Below are 17,287 nucleotides of genomic sequence, written 5' to 3' on the forward strand. Positions count from 1 at the left end.
ATGAACATCGGATTGACGGGAGGCATCGCCACGGGGAAAAGCACGGTGGCGAACCTTCTGGCGGAGCGCGGAGCTTATGTGATCGATCTAGACTTAATTGCCCGGGAAGTCGTCGAGCCCGGGCAGCCTGCATTGGCGCGCGTCGCGGAGCGGTTCGGACAAGCCGTTCTGCGGGAAGACGGGACGCTGGATCGCAAGAAGCTCGGCTCCATCGTGTTCGCCGACGAGGCGCAGCGCAGAGCGTTGGAAGAGATTCTGCATCCGGCCATACGCGCGGTCATGAAGGAGCGGATGGACATGCGCGAACGCAGCCATCCGGATCAACTCGTCGTCGTGGACGTACCGCTGTTGTTCGAATCGAAGCTGGAATCTTATTTTGAACAAATTATGCTCGTGTACGTGCCGAGAGAGGAGCAACTGAAACGGCTGATGAACCGGGACGGACTGTCCGAAGAGGATGCGGAGCGCCGGCTCGCGGCACAGATGAGCATTGAAGATAAGAAAGCGCTCGCGGATATCGTGATCGACAATAGCTCGGACTTGGCGCACACCGAAGCGCAAATCGATCGATGGCGGCGAGAACGGGGGGTCTGATGAGTAAAAAGGATAAAAGGCGAAGACGCATCGTGCTGCCGTTGTTGTTGATCGTGCTTGGCCTTCTGTTCGTGCAGTCGGACTGGCTCGGACGGTTGATCTATCCGATCTCGTACAAAGAGGAGATTAAGGCGGGCGCTGCGAAGTACAATCTCGATCCGATGCTGCTCGCGGCCATTATACGCGTCGAATCGAATTACAAGCATTCCGCGGTTTCGCCTAAAGGCGCGGTCGGGATTATGCAGGTGATGCCTAAGACGGCGCAAGAAATATTGTCGCAGGGCGATTTCAAGAACGTCACGGCCGAACAAGCCGCGCAGGAAGCCCGAATCGGAATTCTAATGGGGGCCTATTACGTAAAATACTTGAGCAGAGAGTTCGATGGCAGTCTTCCGCTCACCTTGGCGGCTTACAACGCGGGATTGGGCAAAGTTCAAGGCTGGCTGGGCGACGGGAGCTGGGACGGCACGGAGTCGCGTCTAAGCGATATACCGTACGGAGAGACCAGACATTACGTGCAGCGCGTCCTGTATTACTATAAGAAATATCGGGATTTGTACGAGACGCTGTAATCTGTAGAAATACGTGGTAAAATAGGAAAAGGAAGTCCTGAAGCGAAATTCGCTTCAAGACCTCCTTGATATTAAGTGCTTCCTCATCCATCCGAATGGATTAACGTACGCCGCCTGCAAGTTGCTGCTCGGCGATACGAACCAGGTTGCGCGTGATATGGCCCCCGATCGATCCGTTATCCTTCGTGGTCATATTGCCTTGGTATCCGTCCTGTGGAATCGCGATACCTAGCTCTTGCGCAGCTTCGAATTTCAGTTGGTTCAATGCGCCTGTCGCTTGAGGGACGAGCAATTGGTTGCTGTTACCGTTGTTGTTGCTAGCCATTGTTGTTCACCTCCTTGCGGTTGGTAAAGGTATTATGTGCGTATTGCGTTCGAACATGTAAGGTAAGGGTTGGGAATCGCGATTTTTTTATTATGTCGAAGGAGTCTGTCGGAGCATATGAAATGTCCTTATTGCGATTATAGCGGTACGAAAGTTCTGGATTCGCGGCCGGCCAACGAGAACAAGTCGATCCGCCGCCGCAGGGAATGCGAGAAGTGCAGCCGCCGGTTTACGACGTTCGAGACGATCGAGGAGACGCCTCTGATGGTCATCAAGAAGGACGGCAGCCGCGAAGAATTCAGCCGGGACAAGCTGCTGCGCGGATTGCTGCGGGCTTGCGAGAAGCGTCCGGTATCCGTGGGCCAGCTTGAAGTGATCGTCTCCGACGTCGAGCGCGAAGTCCGCAATACGGCGCAACCGGAAGTCGAGAGCCAGATCATCGGCGAGCTGTTGATGGAGCGGTTGTATAGTTTGGACGAGGTCGCGTACGTGCGGTTCGCTTCGGTATACCGTCAGTTCAAAGACATCAACATGTTCCTGAAAGAGCTGAACGGTTTAATGAATAAACACGGCATTTAAGGGGTTGCGATTTTCATGCGATTCGCGATTGACAGTCCCGGCAGCCTTGTGATAAACTCATTTTTGTCGCTAGTTTCGGGCCTTTAGCTCAGCTGGGAGAGCGCTTCGCTGGCAGCGAAGAGGTCAGCGGTTCGATCCCGCTAAGGTCCACCAAATTAAAATGCCGAAACCCTTACAGTCGTAAGGGTTTTTTTGTTGTTTCTTTTTCTTTGAATGCATTTTTTCGTCGCGTTTTCATGATTTGGGGACGGATTGGGGACGAAAAGAAAAATCTGCCCGTTTATTGGCCCCTGAACTGGAGAGGATGAATAATACATTTTCTCAATTTGGGAGTTGAGTGCCGTGGCAAGTATCGAAAAGCGGGGAAAAGATTCATATCGGCTGATCGTCGAAGTTGGGTATGATGCAAAGGGGAAGCGAGTTAAACGTACTAAAACAGTAAAGGCAAAGGGCATTAGAGAAGCTGAGAAGGAGTTAGTTAAGTTTCAAACCGAAGTAGAAGTTGGGGAATATATTGCTCCTGAAAAAATGTCTTTCGATACCTTCCTTGCAGTATGGAGAGAAAAATACGGACAGAAACATCTTGAAGTTAAAACGTTAGAGACCTATGACATCATGCTGAAGAATCATATCCTTCCAAGTTTTGGTACATGCCGGATTTCAGATTTGAAACCAATACACATTATGGTTTTATTGGACGAGCTATCTCGAGAAGGATCACGCAAAGATGGTAAATCCGGAGGGCTTGCATCAAGTTCGATTCGATTTGTACATAGGATTCTTAAAGATATTTTTGAAAGAGCGGTGGAGTGGCGAATCATAAAGTTAAATCCTGTTTCCGCCGTTAAACGGCCTAAAATTCAAGACCACGAGGTCGATGTGTATGGCGAACAGGAAGTTGAATTACTTTTTCAAGCTCTAGAGAAAGAGCCTATCCATTGGCGTATTATGATCACATTAGCGCTTACTACAGGATTGCGGCGCGGAGAGCTGTTAGGCTTGGAATGGAAGCACTTAGATCTACAACTAGGTACAATAGAAGTGATTCAATCACTAAGCCACAGCAGGGGAGTAAACATCTTGAAAGAGCCCAAAACAAAAAACTCGAAGAGAAAAATCGCCATTCCGGACTCTCTTCTTGAAGATCTACGGGCTTATTATGTTCATGCTGTACAATTAAGAAAAATGCTCGGGGACTGTTGGCAAGGCGGAGTGGAATTTCACGTTTTCTTTTCTGAAACTGGAAAGCCTTTTTATCACACAGCACCAGGAACTTGGTTTAGACGCTTCATCCATAGAGTTGGTTTAAAGAGAATAAGATTCCATGATTTACGTCATACGTCTGCAACGTTGCTTATCAACCAAGGTGTACATGCGAAGATTATATCAAGTCGCCTTGGACACGCTGACATTAGAACGACTATGAATATTTATGGTCATGCATTACGAACAGCAGACCATGCGGCAGCAAACACGTTTAATCGATTACTTGACGTTCGGGAAATTTGATTCGAGAAATAGGTTTAGTAAAAATATGCTTAAATTGTAAATATGGATTATTATTTGAATTCAACTGGAGTAGTTCGAACCTTATAAGCCGGTAGCAGGGCGTGACTGTGGCTTATAAAATCAGGAGTTCGCCCAGAAAGGGGTTCATAAGCCCCTCATCTCCATATGCCAAATCCACAACGGGACCATAATGGTGACTTCTAGATGCTCGTTGTAGACAATCATTTCTTCCACATAGCTACCGATGAACTTCTTGTTTTAGGAAGATCTCGGTTTGCAAGTTTGGGTCTTAAACTGAGAAAGTAGTTGTCGCAGAGAAACCTTTGTGATGGCTGCTTTTTTCTTTTTTGTCTAGATAACTATTATCAACTCGATATCGATGCGATGTCTAATTTAAGGGGAATGAGTAATTTTGTGTCAAAATTTAGGGAGGGAATAGAAGGGAATGCAACCTTTGATGGAGAAAAAGAAAGTTAATCAAGCCCTAACTTTAGTGTACAGCCGCTTTCTTTATGCAATTCTTTTGCGAAACGAGGGGAATGTAGTGAACTACATGACGCGATTAGATCCAATAGAAAAATTGAACCTATCCACAAGAGCGTATCACGCCCTTCGTAGAGCAGGCATCTATTGCGTGGGCGATCTGATGGATTTTCCAAAAGAAAACTTTCCGAGACTGAAGAACTTGGGCGTTAAAACTATAACAGAAATTATAGAAGTGATTGAGCAGATAGAAATTATTGAGAGTAATCCTTTGATTTACAATACAGAACGAAAGACAGAAGACGAGTTGGTTGCGCTGTTCATTGGAAAGGACGGTCTATTATATCGAGACGTCCCTATAGAAGACATTGAGCTATCAAAGAGATCATTTAACTGTTTAAAAGGAGCTGGAATTGACTATATTTCCAAGTTATTGGATAAGACTGAGGCTGACCTATTTGCAATTCCTAATATGGGCGCAAAGAGCGTGAAAGAAATAACTGAAGCCATAAATCTACTTGTTCTTGAACCAGCACCTGCTGCACAGAGCTCCCCAAATGATGATTCAGTTTCCGGAACTGATGAGCTTTGTCTTTATATCGTACAGGAAGTTGTTAAGACGGTAAGAGTTCATGCAGGCCAGTTATATAAGGACATTCTTGCGCTGGTTGAGAATTGTAATGGTAGGTTTGTTAAAGCGGATTCAGCTGTGGAGATAGATGGGGAGCTGATATCTGAACTTTATGGGTTATCCCTTTTGAGATGTGCAATCAAAGACACTTTTTTGAAGCAACTGGAATCCAACCCTTATGGACTAGATAAGTTTCATTTGGTGAGTTCCCTACCTTCATTTTTGCAGAACGAAGTATTAGTGGATAGTCTTTTATCAGAACTGATACAGGACGGTAATTTACTTTGCTTACACGCTCAGATGTATAGGCGGAAATATCCAACCGCTCTTGAATATGCTGCTTCATTGCCAAAACCTCAAGAATGTGCTGTTTTAACTGGGCGACTATACGGACAGACATTGGATAGCATTGGTAATGATTTAAGTCTTTCGAGACAACGAATACAGCAAATTGAAACCAAATGTATCCGTAAAGCGCCTACACTGAGTGAGGACTTATATGCGCTTGTTTATCAGAAATACGACATAACAAAAAAAGATTTTCTTATAGGATTCAAGGAATCGGAGATAACATATAATTACCTTGCTATTGCTTATAATAAAGGGGAATATTCCATAGATGAGTTGGCAACGGACTCTGATTTTCCCGACTACTTTAAAAAGGCTGCAGAACGAATAATATATAAAAATTACGTGGTTCTTGGTAGCGAGAGAGTTCTCTGTAGTCGCTCCGAGCTTAGTGAATACATATTGCGTACAGCGGGTGTTGAAGGCCTTACCTTTGAAGAGTTTTCGCAATTATATAAGATGCTTCTAGAAGATTTAAATCTGCAAGATAATCCTAAGTTTTCGGTGATGGATCGAGGGTATGCCAACAAATTAGCTGCAAGTAACCATGTTCTGTGGAAATATGGACAAAAACTTCGCTACTACAATATTGACGCTTATGATTACACGGATCTTTTTAATGGCCTCAATTTGAATGATTATATGAATGTGGAGTTCTCAACACGCAAGCTTTTTCAAGAATATCCAGAGTTGATGAGTGATTATGACATTCAGGATGAATATGAGTTGCATAATTTACTTAAAAAGATATGTTCAGAGGATGAATATCCAGATATACACTTCAAGCGAATGCCAAACATAGAGTTCGGGGTAGCAGACAGGGATACTCAGCTGATGGATATGTTGTTGGCTCTCGCTCCGATTAGAAATACAGAATTTGCTGCAGCCTATGAGCAAGCGTACGGCGTATTGTCACAAACAGTGCTGGCCAACTACATGAAAAACTTCGATCAGTATTTTTATTCGGGAGTTTACAAAATAGATGTGCCAATGCTCTCTGATATAATGGCTGCCAAAATGAAGCAACTATTGTCCAGTGAATTCTATCTCTTGTCCGATATTCGGAAGATGTACGTGCGCGAATTTCCACAGGACGATCCCAAACTGCTCAATCCATACACGCTTAAGGCACTTGGATTTCGGGTTTATGCGAACTATGCAATTAAAGACCAGTATTCATCTGCAACGGAGTACTTTCGTGCGATTCTTACTACAGAGGATATCGTAGATGCGCAGTCATTTCCTAAGGAAATGCTAAACACAGTAGCGTATACGGGTGAGCTATATAAGCTAAAAGCAGCGTATGAAATTTTAGAATATGCACCATTAAAGTATGTTCATTTTCGTCGGTTAAATCGTGCTGGTGTAGAAAAGGAATCCATACTGGATTATTGCCACAGAGCATATCAAGCAGTTGATTCACAATATTTTACTGTATATTCATTGCGAGAAAAAGGGTTTACCCATATCCTCGATGAGCTTGGGTTTGACGAGTGGTTTTATGCTTCACTACTTTCAGAAGATAAAGAACATTTTTCCTGTCGTCGAATGGGGAAGAACAAACTTTTCAGACGAGATAGTAAGAATGTATCCCTAGTCGATTTTTTGGAATGGATTCTGTATTCCAATGAATCACTATCTTTAGATGTGCGCGAGCTGGTTGAAAAACTACTAAGTGAATACAACATACGTCTTGAATGGTATAAAATAGTCGAAGCGATTAAGGGTAGCGTAATGTACTATGACACAATAACTCAAAAGGTTTACGCTGACTACGATATATATTTTGAGGAAATTTAACCTGCAGATTTTTGATGAGATATTACATGTTAAATATGAGGAGGCACTATCCAAATGAACTTACTTAAAGAAGGCATTGAAAACAGAAGCATAATACCAACAACATTGACAAAAAAGCTTTCGGTGGATAATCATATACAAACTTACACCGTATATAAAATCCGGCTAGATCAGCTCTATTATAATGATCAGAATGATCGTATTGCTACTTGGATCAGTCAGTATAAAGCAGAAAATGGGACTTTTCATATGGACTCGGAAGATAAAGAACAATATAACCGGATCATTCAAGGGTTTATTACCGAAAGCAATCCAGAAGCATTGAAAAAAACACAAAATAATATCGAACTCATTGGACAACAAGAGGCCGGAGTAGTATTGACTGATGGCAGAATCATTGATGGTAATCGGCGCTTCACTTGCTTGCGTAATCTGGAACAAATAACTGGGAAAACACAATACTTTGAAGCTGTTATTTTAGAACACGATATTGCTCACAATGCTAAACAAATCAAAATGCTAGAATTACTGCTTCAGCATGGTGTGGACAAACCTGTTGACTATAATCCGATTGATCGATTAGTGGGTATATATAATGACATTGTAGAAAATAAACTTCTTACAATACGGGAGTATGCCAGCAGCGTTAATCAAGGAGAAGCGGATATCAAGCGTGAGGTGGAAAAAGCAAAACTAATGGTAGAATTTTTGGAGTTCATTAACGCTCCGAAACAATTCTATTTAGCTCGTACCATGAATCTCTCCGAATCATTGAAAGATTTGTACAGTATGTTAAGCAAAGTGAACAATGATGAAAGTCGTGAGGACTTGAAAAACAATGTGTTTGCTCAATTACTTATGGCACCAGTTGGAGATACAAATAGATATATAAGAAAAATTGGTAAAATTGCATCAAACTCCAGACTTCTGGATGAATATCTTGCTGAACAATTAGATTTGACAGAAAAAGTTTGCGATGTTTTGGAGCAGCACCCAATTACAACCGAAAAAGTTATCAATGAACATATTCGAGCAAAGAAAGAAATTCAATCGGATTTCGCGAGATCTACTGAAAAGTGGATCAGCAAAGCAGATGGTGATGCCAGCAGAAATCGTCCAGCGCAGCAAGTCGAAAAAGCGTACGAAATGCTTGATACAATTGATATGAATATTTTTAAAAAAATGTCGGATGAGTTAAAAGATGATATCCGAGAAAAACTTGATTTGGTTCAAGGGTTATTAGATAGCATTAGGGGAGAACTCGATGTTTAAGGATCTTTTACTGAAAGCAACATATTCTTCTTATGAAGACGATGTTGGCGTTTCTTTCTATACCCCAACTTTGCGAGAGTGTATTAGTTATGACAGGGCTACTGCTTATTTTTCAGCCAAAGCACTTGCCAACTATGCCAAAGGTTTAGAAGTGTTTGCGCGTCGAGGAAACAAGTGTCGCATGATTGTTTCGGCGGAAATATCAGAAGATGACTATCGGCAAATCAAAGAAGGATACCGGTTGCGGGAAGAGGTCAATCAAGGACTGTTAGAAAAGCTGAGAGAATCTCTTTCTCTAGAGGAAGAGCGCAGTATCTCTAATCTTGCTTATTTGATTTCACTTGGGATTATTGATATTAAGATTGCCTTTACGCGTAAGGGGATCTTTCACGACAAATTTGGAGTCATGGAAGATGAAGTTGGTGATGTGATCTGCTTTCGAGGATCAAACAATGAGACATCGGCAGCTTATAATACCAACTACGAATCGTTTGACATTACCTGCAGTTGGCAGGCATCAACTTTTGATTACTCCAAAATCACAAAAAGCAAAGAAACTTTTGGAAGTATTTGGAATAATAAGGCTGAAAATATCCTCGTCTGTGATATGAGCCTAACTCTTTACCAAGAAATTGTTTCTCACAGCAAAGGGAAGGTTATTGTCGACACTGCCCAGCTAGAACCCAATTGTCTCCTTTTGGATTATGACGATGGGTTAAAGCTTGAGATTAAGATCGAACCCTCGCTTCTATTAAATAATGCTGTCTATAAGTTGCGACTCAGGCAATATGTTGACCTGGAACAGAGCAATGAAGAAGTTATTCGATTTAAAAGTAGGTTAACATATCCAGGTTATAAGAGAATCATACGTATTCTAGAGCAAGATGCCCAGAAGCGAGCTTATCGCTTTTTTACCACGCAGCGACTACGTGATTATATCACAAGCCGAGAAATGTATATTGAAAAGCGAGCAAATGTTGGGCTTTCTATTAAAAATCAAGATCCTATTGTGCAAGCGCAGTTTGCTGAATACAAAACGGTTGTCGATTGTGCTTTTTATCGACAACTTCGAGACAAGCAAATGTGGGATTCGTTTTTCATGTGTACCATGAAAAAATCCGGCAACTTTTCTGTCCCTGGATCAGGTAAGACGGCGTCTGTTTTAGGGGTATACGCATATTTGAAAACAAAAGGTCTGGTCAAAAGAGTTGTTATAGTTGGTCCAAAAAATGCTTTTGGCTCATGGGTTGATGAATTCAAAGCCTGTTTTGATACGAAGCAACAGGTTCAATTGTTTAGCATACAAGATCTTGGCTATCGATCCACCAAAGAAAAACAGCAAGCAATTCTATATGATACAGGAAATAAGAATCTTTTGTTATTTAACTATGAGAGTTTAGGTACTTACTTGACAGAAATCAAAAAACTAATTGATGCAGAAACATTGCTGGTGTTTGACGAAGTACATAAAGTGAAAGCTTTGAATGGTCGCCGCGCATCTGATGCACTTGAAGTAGCAAAGGATTCTAGCTACACAATTGCACTTACAGGCACTCCAATACCAAACTCATACACCGACATTAGGAACCTCTTGGATATTCTATATTACGATGAATATGCTGATTTTTTTGGGTTTACCATTCCACAATTGAAAGACCCAAGCACAGATGATATTTCGTTTATTAACCAGAAGATTCAGCCGTTCTTTTGCCGTACAACTAAACAGGAATTACAAGTACCTGATGCAAATCCAGATTCTCTTATCCAAGTAATGGCCAGTAGCCCTGAAAACGAATTGTTTCATATATTGCTGCTAAAATACGCAAAAAATAAACTTGCCCTAATCATTCGTCTTTTGCAGTTGGAATCGAATCCACAAATGTTATTAAAGTCACTCGACTTGTCGGAGTTTTCGGATATTCTAGATATCTCAGGTGATATAGAGCAATTTGATTATGTGGATTTTTCCGACGATGTGCTTTCTCTCATAAATAATATTAAAACCACAAAAAAATTTGATGCGTGTATAGAAGTTACCCTACAGCTTTATAGAGAGCACAAACCTGTAATAATTTGGTGCATATTTCTTGATTCTATGATGAATATTAAGGGGGCTTTGGAAGCAGCGGGGGTTCGAACTGCATGCATTTATGGGGCGATCAGTATGGATGAGCGTCAAGTGATTTTATCAGCTTTTCGCAAAGGTGAGCTTGATGTCCTTATTACTAACCCTCATACTTTGGCTGAGTCTGTGTCGTTGCACACTGTTTGCCATGATGCTATATATTTCGAGTACAGCTATAATCTCGTACATCTCCTGCAGTCTAAAGATCGTATCCATCGCCTAGGACTGCCAAACAATCAGTACACCCAATACTTTTTCACACAGAAGATATTCTCTACCAAAGATGGAGATCCATATTCGTTAGATGAAAGGATATATCTCCGTCTAAAGGAAAAAGAGCAGATAATGTTAGATGCGATTGAGAACAACATGCTTGAACGAGGTAGTACACCGGAAGAAGATTTAGAACTTATATTTTCTGATCTTAGATTATAGATGAATCCCGCGCTCTGCGGTTAGGTTGGAATGAGGAGGTGGTATCAAGTTTGATACCACTAAATGCTGCTAATACAATCACACGGGACATTGAAAATGTTTTATAGACTAGTTGATGACCATCGGAAGGAAATGAAATGGAAAGTGAATATACTGCCGAAAAGTGTTGCCATTGATACATGTGTTTGGCTAGACCTGGCGAATGGAAGTCTAGATGAAAAGCTTCTAGAACTGTTGCAAGACCTTGTTGAAAAAGGTGCGATTCAACTGATATTGCCAGAGCAGGTTTATTTCGAATGGAACAAGCGCAAAAACAATTTATCTGATTCGAGGGAGCTTCAAAATTTTAAAGCTAGTCTGAGTGCGATTAATAAAATATATAATGACACAGATCAAACTACTAAAGAAATATACTTGGAACCTGTTAGTCAATATTTGAGAGAAAAGATTGATGAGATAAAATTTGATACAGATGAGCGAATAGATTTAATCGAACAAATAATCAATCATCCCAAAACCCTACGAATCGAAATCAATGATTCTTTGTTCATATACAAGCAAGCTGTTGAACTGAGTCTTAAAGGACAAGCCCCCTTTCATAATAAAAAAGCAAGCATGGGTGATGCACTTATTTTCCTTAGCGTATTAGGTACGCAGAGAAAGCAACTTACTATGAGACATTATTTATAAGTAGTAATTGTAATGATTTTGGTGATCATAATGAAAAAACGAAATTACACCCGGATCTAAGTGATTTAATACATAGAGGTGATCTAAAATATTGGGTTTCACTACCCGCAGCTTTGAAAGTAATGGAAGAATGGAATGAGGCAGTTATTAAATATCTTGAAGATGAAGACGCTCGTTGGAAAGACGAAGAGTGGGAACAAAGAATATTAGAGCCTACACATCTGATATATAATTGCGACTTTTGTAATCGCCAGGGTAGTAATATTTATGGTCGTTACCTTCGCGATTCATTTGACATTGCATTGTTATCTATATGTACAGAATGTGATGAAAAGCGATTAGGTAGAAGTATCACCTGAACTTTTCAGTTTACGATTTATGTTATAGCACAATTGTTGGAGAAACATTTTAACACATACGGACTTTCTTATGTTTAACAATAAGGACAAGAAGCCGATTATGGTTGTAGAAGCAGACGGCTATGCGTTTCATACGAGTAACCCCAGGCAGCTGGAACGAGACCGGATGAAGGATGCTATTCTTGCTAAATACAATATTCCTATTCTTCGGTTGGCTACTAGTGAGAGTGGCGAGGAAGCCCGGCTGCTCAAACGCCTTGCAGATATCTACAGATCACATTCGGCAAGATGTGATTTTACTCAGCCAAGGTTAAGTTTCACAATGAAAATATAACGCAATACCTTATAATGTTAATAGATGCTACCTAGTACAAAGTCATCATACAATTCAGAGGTGAAGGTTTTGAAAAGATATACTGTGCCTACAGTTTTTATATCTTACTGTTGGACATCTGAAGAACATAAGAAATGGGTGAAAGATTTAGCATCGCGGCTTCGACAAGATGGTATTGATGCCTTTATTGATGAATGGAGATTAAAACCTGGCCAAGATCGATTTGCATTTATGGAGGCAGCTATCACTTCTGAACATACAACTAAGGTTCTAGTTATTTGTGATGAAAACTATAAACTCAAAGCGGATCGACGTGAAGGCGGAGTTGGGATAGAATCTCAGATTATTTCCAGCAAGACATTTACCAAGGTGGACCAACGAAAATTTATACCTATCATTTCACAGCGTAGTAACACTGGAGATGTTTATATTCCTACATACATGGAACACATGATTTACATTGATTTATCAAGTACAGTACTCTTTGAATCAGGATACAAGCAGTTAATTTATGCAATTTATGAGACATCAGAACATGAAGAACCGCCACTTGGGGATGCTCCTGACTACGTCATTGCTAAGTTGCAAAATGTGGAGAGGGTGAGTGGTTCATCTTCAAAGGAGCAAATTATCCCATTAGGTATTAAGGAATCCCAGTACTTTAACCAAATGTATGTATCCGATGATAAAAGTCATAAACATAATGGCAAGCTTATTAGTTTAAACTCATTTTTACCTAACCAACACGATTTGGGTTCATGCCTTTTTTTATTTTCAAGACAAGATTTAGCTGGTTGTATGATAACAATGCATGGGAGAAATTTAATAGAAACTCTTTTTCGTGGTCTGAACACAAATTCAAAAGACTGTAAAAGAGGATTTCTTGTTGGATACAATGAAAACAATGATACATACTCCGTTCAATTTCCCAATAATCGTTTTCTTCTGAATTCTGCGGAGGCAGAAGAACTTTGTTTGATCGTTGATAATTTTTATCCAGCTTACATAAAAGCATTTAGGAAATATAATCAAGCAAAATCAACCATCGTATCAGATGTTAGACAACTACACGATGTAGCGCAGGATATTCAAAGTTTCTATACTATTTTTGACTCTTTTACACCTGGTCACACTGTAAAAGGCCTTTATGAGGCGCTAAGAACTGCTTTGTTTAGATCAAAATTAAGTAATAGTGTTTTTGGTTACATCGGATCAAAGTTGCCTATTAAAGGGCTGACAGAGGAGAATATTTGCATAAAAATCAAAGAGCGACAAGATTCGCTTTCAGCAGATTTTTACCATAATGGTGAGGTGGATATGATTCTACGCTCATTAGTCGTCTTATTACGGGATTGTAAAAGTTCATTGTCATTAGCGGAGATTGAAGATATCTCAAAAAAATTACAACCGATGGAAGACATGAAGGATCTATTTGATAATGACCTCATTGCATATTGACCCTTTGGAGTTAAATAGCTTGGTATACAAGCCAGTTTCACGTCAAATAGTGGTGTAATAGCAGGTGTGTTATTAAGTGTAGTTTTTTGCGCGGCCAAAAGTTCCTATATGGCCGCGTATTATATTTTTACAAATCGTTAAGCATTTACTCATCATTTAGTATTCTGGCCATATCAGCTAATGGCGGAACGTAACGCAGGGTGGTTCCCAAATCTTGATGGCGTAACTGATGCTGTATATCAACGATACTCATGCCACCGGTTTGCATCAAATATCCTGCAGTTCTTCTGAGATCATGTGCACGGATATGTCTGGTCAATCCTGCATCACGAGTTAAGTTGGACAATAGCTGCCTAACTGTATTAAAGGTCATTCTTTTACCCCTAAAAGCAAATAATAATTCTTCACCCTGATTTGCATATTTCAAATACTCAGGATGTTGCACATATCGTTCAAGCTCTTTGGCTAGTTCAATTGATATTGCAACAGAGCGCTTCTCTGTTTTCTGAGCCTGAAATACTTGCACGATTTGTGTATCTAAGTTTAACCTTTTTCGCTTTAGGTAGCGGGCTTCAGATATGCGTAAACCTGTTATCAGCATGAACCAAATAAAAACAAATTCCTGCCGATAGAATGGGTTTTTACGGAACGCAGCTTTGAGGAGCGAAAAACACTCCTCTCTCGATAACGCAGTGTTTTGAATTGGTCGTTCATATTTCGGAGTCGGATAACCTTGCATAGGGTTGTGTTGAATTAAATCCATATCGCTGAGAAATCCAAAAAAATGTTTTAGCGCAGTTACAGTCGATGCTATCAGACTGTCCTTGACATGAACGCTTCTTCGCAAATCACTAATGAAGCGGTCAATGAATTTCCGTTGAATAGGTTGAAATCTATCGGGATGCTTACGACTAGCATGGAATTTGTCAAAATCAAGTGTACCTTCGAAGCCTTCTTTAATAATAAAAGAATCAAATTTTTTTAAGGCAGTCATATATTTAACTTTCGTACTTTTTCGCAGTGAAAAATGCGCACTCCAAACCTTAAAATATTCGGACTGACGTAAAATCTCCATATATCGTCTCCCTATGTCAAAATAGATCGTTTGCTTTAAGTTGGGCGAGGGGATGTTGGTCGATCGCTTTAACAAGCATGCTGTCAAATAATTTTAAGTAGACTTCTGTTGAGCTCAGCCAAGCATGGCGCATCAGTTCCTTGATGGAATAGAGGTTTACACCTGACTCCAGTAAGTACAAGGCAAACGAGTGCCGCAACGAATGAACGGAAAGTTGGTAGGGCTTCTTGTCTGACTCCGGAATCGAACGTGCCTCAGCAATCAAGGAAGAGATCATTTTTTGAATCGTACTCTCATGAAGGGGAGAATTGCCCTTGTCATCGGAAAAAATGTACAACTTGGGGTAATCATTTGCTTCCGTCACACCGCCATAGCGAAATCTTATATATGCCTGCAGGATATCAAGCGAAGATTTGGTCATTTTACTGGGCTGCTTATATCCTCTTTTTCCTTTCCCGCGAACCAGAATTTCCTGCCTGGAAGGTACAATATCCTCAACTTGTAAATGTAGCAACTCACTTAACCGAATGCCAGAGCCAAGAAAGGTCCATATTATCGTGAAGTTGCGATGCGATTCACGGCCTAGTCTGACATTACATAGGAGCTCATCCAGCTGTGCTTTGGTAAACGCGCGCGGCTCACGGTTTCTGTCAATTTCAATTGTCAGCGTGCGTTTTAATTTCTTGATATCGCTGTTAAAAAAATGTTCAAAAACCTCTCTCAAAAAACTCCGTAAAAAAGCAGCTTTTTTATTGCGTGTATTTAGCTTTTGAACGGGGGCCAAATATTCGGTCAAAAAAACAGCAGAAGCAACTTCCCTAAGCTTAGGAATGGAGCCTTTAAAGCGCCGGCAATAGCGCAAGAAAAGATCCATTTCATATTGATATGCTTTTTGTGAAGACGTCGCTAAGCTAAGGTACAGGTCACTTCCAAAATAGTGAGATGCCGCATCTTCTAATAGAACATCTTCACTGCGTTCAGTTACATCATTATTTTTTGTAGGTACGAATCGGTGGAGTATGCGCTGAAACGTCTCAGGTCCAAACTGGTCTGCAAGTTGAGAAAAAGATGCTTCGAGAAACGCCTCATTATCGATAGCATCATCATATATTGGCATTGATTAACGCCTCACGTTTCGTAGTTTAGCATATTGATCTGACTGATCATGATTCGATCTTGATGGGCTATATGCATGTACAAGCCAACCGTATCAAGTCTTGACACGCGTGCAAGCTCTTTTATGGTTTGAGGCAAGATTCCTTTTTGAGCCAGTCGCGTTATAAATAAATGTCGGAACAAATGGACACCACCAGGTAATGGCCAACCGGCTATCATGGCATACAATTTATAATTTAGATATAAATTGTGTCCAGTGGATTGAGGCTGATTACCCATAAGAAAGTATTTAGATGTTGGCGCTTTTTGGAACTGTAATAGAAGCGGATAGAGTTTTCCCGCAAGGGGAAGATAGTGGTTCTTTTTCTTTTTACTTCGGATGACAATTGTTCGGGTTTCTAGGTTGATATCGCTCCATCTAATTCGCGAGACCTCCGAAACTCGCAGTCCAAGATCTAACATTAGGCGGTATCCAAGATGCTCACGGACAGGATCGATTGCGTAACGATCTACTACCTGAAAAAAAGCTTCTAATTGTTGATCTGTTGGAATATCCCGAGGTTTGTACGAGGGGGCTTTTATTGCCCGAAAACGTTGAAGGGGGGGATCAAATCCAAAACGTTCATATAAATAGCAAAAAAACGCTCGTATTCTGTAGATGCATTGGCTGAAATTGATCAGGCTATAATGGCCTTCTCGGACCTGTATCATCTTGTACGTGCGATAAGCCATTAAATGGACATTTCCAATTTGAAGAATGGAAATTCCATCTGGTGAAGTTCCTGCAAACATACGAAAGTTTGCACAGAGCCAGATGAGGAGCTGATTAACGTCACATACTGCATTCTGGATATGACTACAAGACAAGCCCTTAGCTTCAAGATGCACACGATATTCAAGGATACGTGGATGCAAATTAGCCTTTCTAAGAGGGGCTTTTTTTATTGTGATATTCTTATCTAACAAATTCGATTCAATTGATTTTTTCATTAAATAACGAAAAAGCATTGACGCACGTGAATGATCATACGGTTGCTCAATTGCGTAGATAATAAAATCAGGATTAAGCAATTGCTCATCTTTAACCTGTATCGTCGAGATTTTATAATATCCAGCAGCACGCTTTAGTAGGTCGCGGACTAGTTGAAATTTATAGAAGAACACAGTTGGTGTATTGTTCATTCCTAGCAATAGATATTCCCGTAAAATTAAAGATGCTATACCATCTTCAATGTTTACTTTATTGTCCCAAACCCATTGATTAATGCCTTGAGGGCCGAGATTAATATGCTCCGTGGAATTTTGATTAGCAGGTTGTAGTTGCCGCGCATAAAGCATGTCTTCCACCATCTCCCGCGTGACTTTTCTAATATCATGATCGTCGCTGAGAGTCGGAAACATACCAGAGGGGTCAAGAATCTTTTCGGCAAAATAAGGATTCTGCCGAAAAGATTCTTGGGTTTCTTCATGAACCAGATCGTTGATCTGGTGTTGTAAGGGGTTGTTTGAGGGGGTTATTTCGTTGTTTTCCACGTGGTTTTCCTCCATTCAAGTCTTGTTGCTAATCAGCTTTGACATGAAT

Annotated in this window: 14 protein-coding genes and 1 tRNA gene; 11 read left to right on the forward strand and 4 right to left on the reverse strand. The window is 40.7% G+C overall.

The window, feature by feature from the left end; genetic code table 11:
• Both coaE and COHPA_RS0120170 read left to right on the forward strand, forming a co-directional pair.
• A complete protein-coding gene (gene coaE, locus COHPA_RS0120165; protein ID WP_027087955.1) occupies positions 1-594 on the forward strand; it encodes a dephospho-CoA kinase in 594 nt (197 codons plus the stop codon).
• A complete protein-coding gene (locus COHPA_RS0120170) occupies positions 594-1,166 on the forward strand; it encodes a lytic transglycosylase domain-containing protein (RefSeq protein WP_027087956.1) in 573 nt (190 codons plus the stop codon). Before coaE ends, COHPA_RS0120170 begins: the two co-directional genes overlap by 1 nt.
• 100 nt (positions 1,167-1,266) lie before the next feature.
• On the opposite strand, the gene COHPA_RS0120175 is transcribed toward COHPA_RS0120170, so the two are convergent.
• Positions 1,267-1,491 carry an alpha/beta-type small acid-soluble spore protein gene (locus tag COHPA_RS0120175; protein WP_027087957.1) on the reverse strand — a complete coding sequence of 75 codons (225 nt, stop codon included), beginning with the start codon at positions 1,489-1,491 and terminating at the stop codon, positions 1,267-1,269.
• A 117-nt stretch (positions 1,492-1,608) separates the two neighbouring features.
• Between COHPA_RS0120175 and nrdR the strand changes: the two genes are divergently transcribed.
• The 9 genes from nrdR to COHPA_RS24650 all read left to right on the forward strand — a co-directional run bounded on the left by nrdR (position 1,609) and on the right by COHPA_RS24650 (position 13,514).
• Positions 1,609-2,070 (forward strand): transcriptional regulator NrdR, encoded by a 462-nt coding sequence (gene nrdR / locus COHPA_RS0120180; RefSeq protein WP_027087958.1) that lies wholly within the window; start codon positions 1,609-1,611, stop codon positions 2,068-2,070.
• A 77-nt stretch (positions 2,071-2,147) separates the two neighbouring features.
• Positions 2,148-2,223: transfer RNA gene (locus tag COHPA_RS0120185), tRNA-Ala, on the forward strand.
• A 189-nt stretch (positions 2,224-2,412) separates the two neighbouring features.
• Positions 2,413-3,579: a tyrosine-type recombinase/integrase gene (locus COHPA_RS0120190; protein ID WP_027087959.1), complete on the forward strand. Its 1,167-nt coding sequence runs from the start codon at positions 2,413-2,415 to the stop codon at positions 3,577-3,579.
• 445 nt (positions 3,580-4,024) lie between these two features.
• Positions 4,025-6,841 carry a DNA-directed RNA polymerase subunit alpha C-terminal domain-containing protein gene (locus tag COHPA_RS0120195; RefSeq protein WP_027087960.1) on the forward strand — a complete coding sequence of 939 codons (2,817 nt, stop codon included), beginning with the start codon at positions 4,025-4,027 and terminating at the stop codon, positions 6,839-6,841.
• A 54-nt stretch (positions 6,842-6,895) separates the two neighbouring features.
• Complete coding sequence (locus COHPA_RS0120200; protein WP_027087961.1) at positions 6,896-8,113, forward strand: ParB/RepB/Spo0J family partition protein; 1,218 nt, start codon at positions 6,896-6,898, stop codon at positions 8,111-8,113.
• A complete protein-coding gene (locus tag COHPA_RS0120205) occupies positions 8,106-10,673 on the forward strand; it encodes an SNF2-related protein (protein WP_027087962.1) in 2,568 nt (855 codons plus the stop codon). The genes COHPA_RS0120200 and COHPA_RS0120205 overlap by 8 nt, the downstream gene beginning before the upstream one ends.
• A gap of 132 nt (positions 10,674-10,805) precedes the next feature.
• The gene (locus COHPA_RS0120210; RefSeq protein WP_156926709.1) at positions 10,806-11,363 is read left to right on the forward strand and encodes a PIN domain-containing protein; all 558 of its coding nucleotides are present in this window, start codon (positions 10,806-10,808) and stop codon (positions 11,361-11,363) included.
• A 405-nt stretch (positions 11,364-11,768) separates the two neighbouring features.
• Positions 11,769-12,056 carry a DUF2726 domain-containing protein gene (locus COHPA_RS26535; protein ID WP_425393714.1) on the forward strand — a complete coding sequence of 96 codons (288 nt, stop codon included), beginning with the start codon at positions 11,769-11,771 and terminating at the stop codon, positions 12,054-12,056.
• Positions 12,057-12,125: 69 nt separating this feature from the next.
• Positions 12,126-13,514 carry a toll/interleukin-1 receptor domain-containing protein gene (locus tag COHPA_RS24650; protein WP_169733283.1) on the forward strand — a complete coding sequence of 463 codons (1,389 nt, stop codon included), beginning with the start codon at positions 12,126-12,128 and terminating at the stop codon, positions 13,512-13,514.
• A 145-nt stretch (positions 13,515-13,659) separates the two neighbouring features.
• On the opposite strand, the gene COHPA_RS0120225 is transcribed toward COHPA_RS24650, so the two are convergent.
• Genes COHPA_RS0120225 through COHPA_RS0120235 form a run of 3 tightly spaced genes read right to left on the reverse strand, consistent with a single transcriptional unit; the run spans position 13,660 to position 17,238 of the window.
• Positions 13,660-14,589 carry a tyrosine-type recombinase/integrase gene (locus COHPA_RS0120225; RefSeq protein ID WP_027087966.1) on the reverse strand — a complete coding sequence of 310 codons (930 nt, stop codon included), beginning with the start codon at positions 14,587-14,589 and terminating at the stop codon, positions 13,660-13,662.
• 16 nt (positions 14,590-14,605) lie between these two features.
• Positions 14,606-15,706 carry a tyrosine-type recombinase/integrase gene (locus tag COHPA_RS0120230; RefSeq protein WP_027087967.1) on the reverse strand — a complete coding sequence of 367 codons (1,101 nt, stop codon included), beginning with the start codon at positions 15,704-15,706 and terminating at the stop codon, positions 14,606-14,608.
• An 11-nt stretch (positions 15,707-15,717) separates the two neighbouring features.
• Positions 15,718-17,238, reverse strand: a complete 1,521-nt coding sequence (locus COHPA_RS0120235) for a tyrosine-type recombinase/integrase (RefSeq protein WP_027087968.1) — start codon at positions 17,236-17,238, stop codon at positions 15,718-15,720.
• Positions 17,239-17,287: the final 49 nt, after the last annotated feature.

The organism is Cohnella panacarvi Gsoil 349 (genome assembly GCF_000515335.1).
GTDB lineage: Bacteria > Bacillota > Bacilli > Paenibacillales > Paenibacillaceae > Cohnella > Cohnella panacarvi.

Coding starts and splice junctions, on each gene's coding strand:
- COHPA_RS0120195 (WP_027087960.1), top strand. CDS start 4,025: ATGCAACCTTTGATGGAGAAAAAGAAAGTTAATCAAGCCCTAACTTTA.
- COHPA_RS0120175 (WP_027087957.1), bottom strand. CDS start 1,491: ATGGCTAGCAACAACAACGGTAACAGCAACCAATTGCTCGTCCCTCAA.
- COHPA_RS0120210 (WP_156926709.1), top strand. CDS start 10,806: ATGAAATGGAAAGTGAATATACTGCCGAAAAGTGTTGCCATTGATACA.
- COHPA_RS0120230 (WP_027087967.1), bottom strand. CDS start 15,706: ATGCCAATATATGATGATGCTATCGATAATGAGGCGTTTCTCGAAGCA.
- COHPA_RS0120200 (WP_027087961.1), top strand. CDS start 6,896: ATGAACTTACTTAAAGAAGGCATTGAAAACAGAAGCATAATACCAACA.
- coaE (WP_027087955.1), top strand. CDS start 1: ATGAACATCGGATTGACGGGAGGCATCGCCACGGGGAAAAGCACGGTG.
- COHPA_RS0120170 (WP_027087956.1), top strand. CDS start 594: ATGAGTAAAAAGGATAAAAGGCGAAGACGCATCGTGCTGCCGTTGTTG.
- COHPA_RS0120225 (WP_027087966.1), bottom strand. CDS start 14,589: ATGGAGATTTTACGTCAGTCCGAATATTTTAAGGTTTGGAGTGCGCAT.
- COHPA_RS0120205 (WP_027087962.1), top strand. CDS start 8,106: ATGTTTAAGGATCTTTTACTGAAAGCAACATATTCTTCTTATGAAGAC.
- nrdR (WP_027087958.1), top strand. CDS start 1,609: ATGAAATGTCCTTATTGCGATTATAGCGGTACGAAAGTTCTGGATTCG.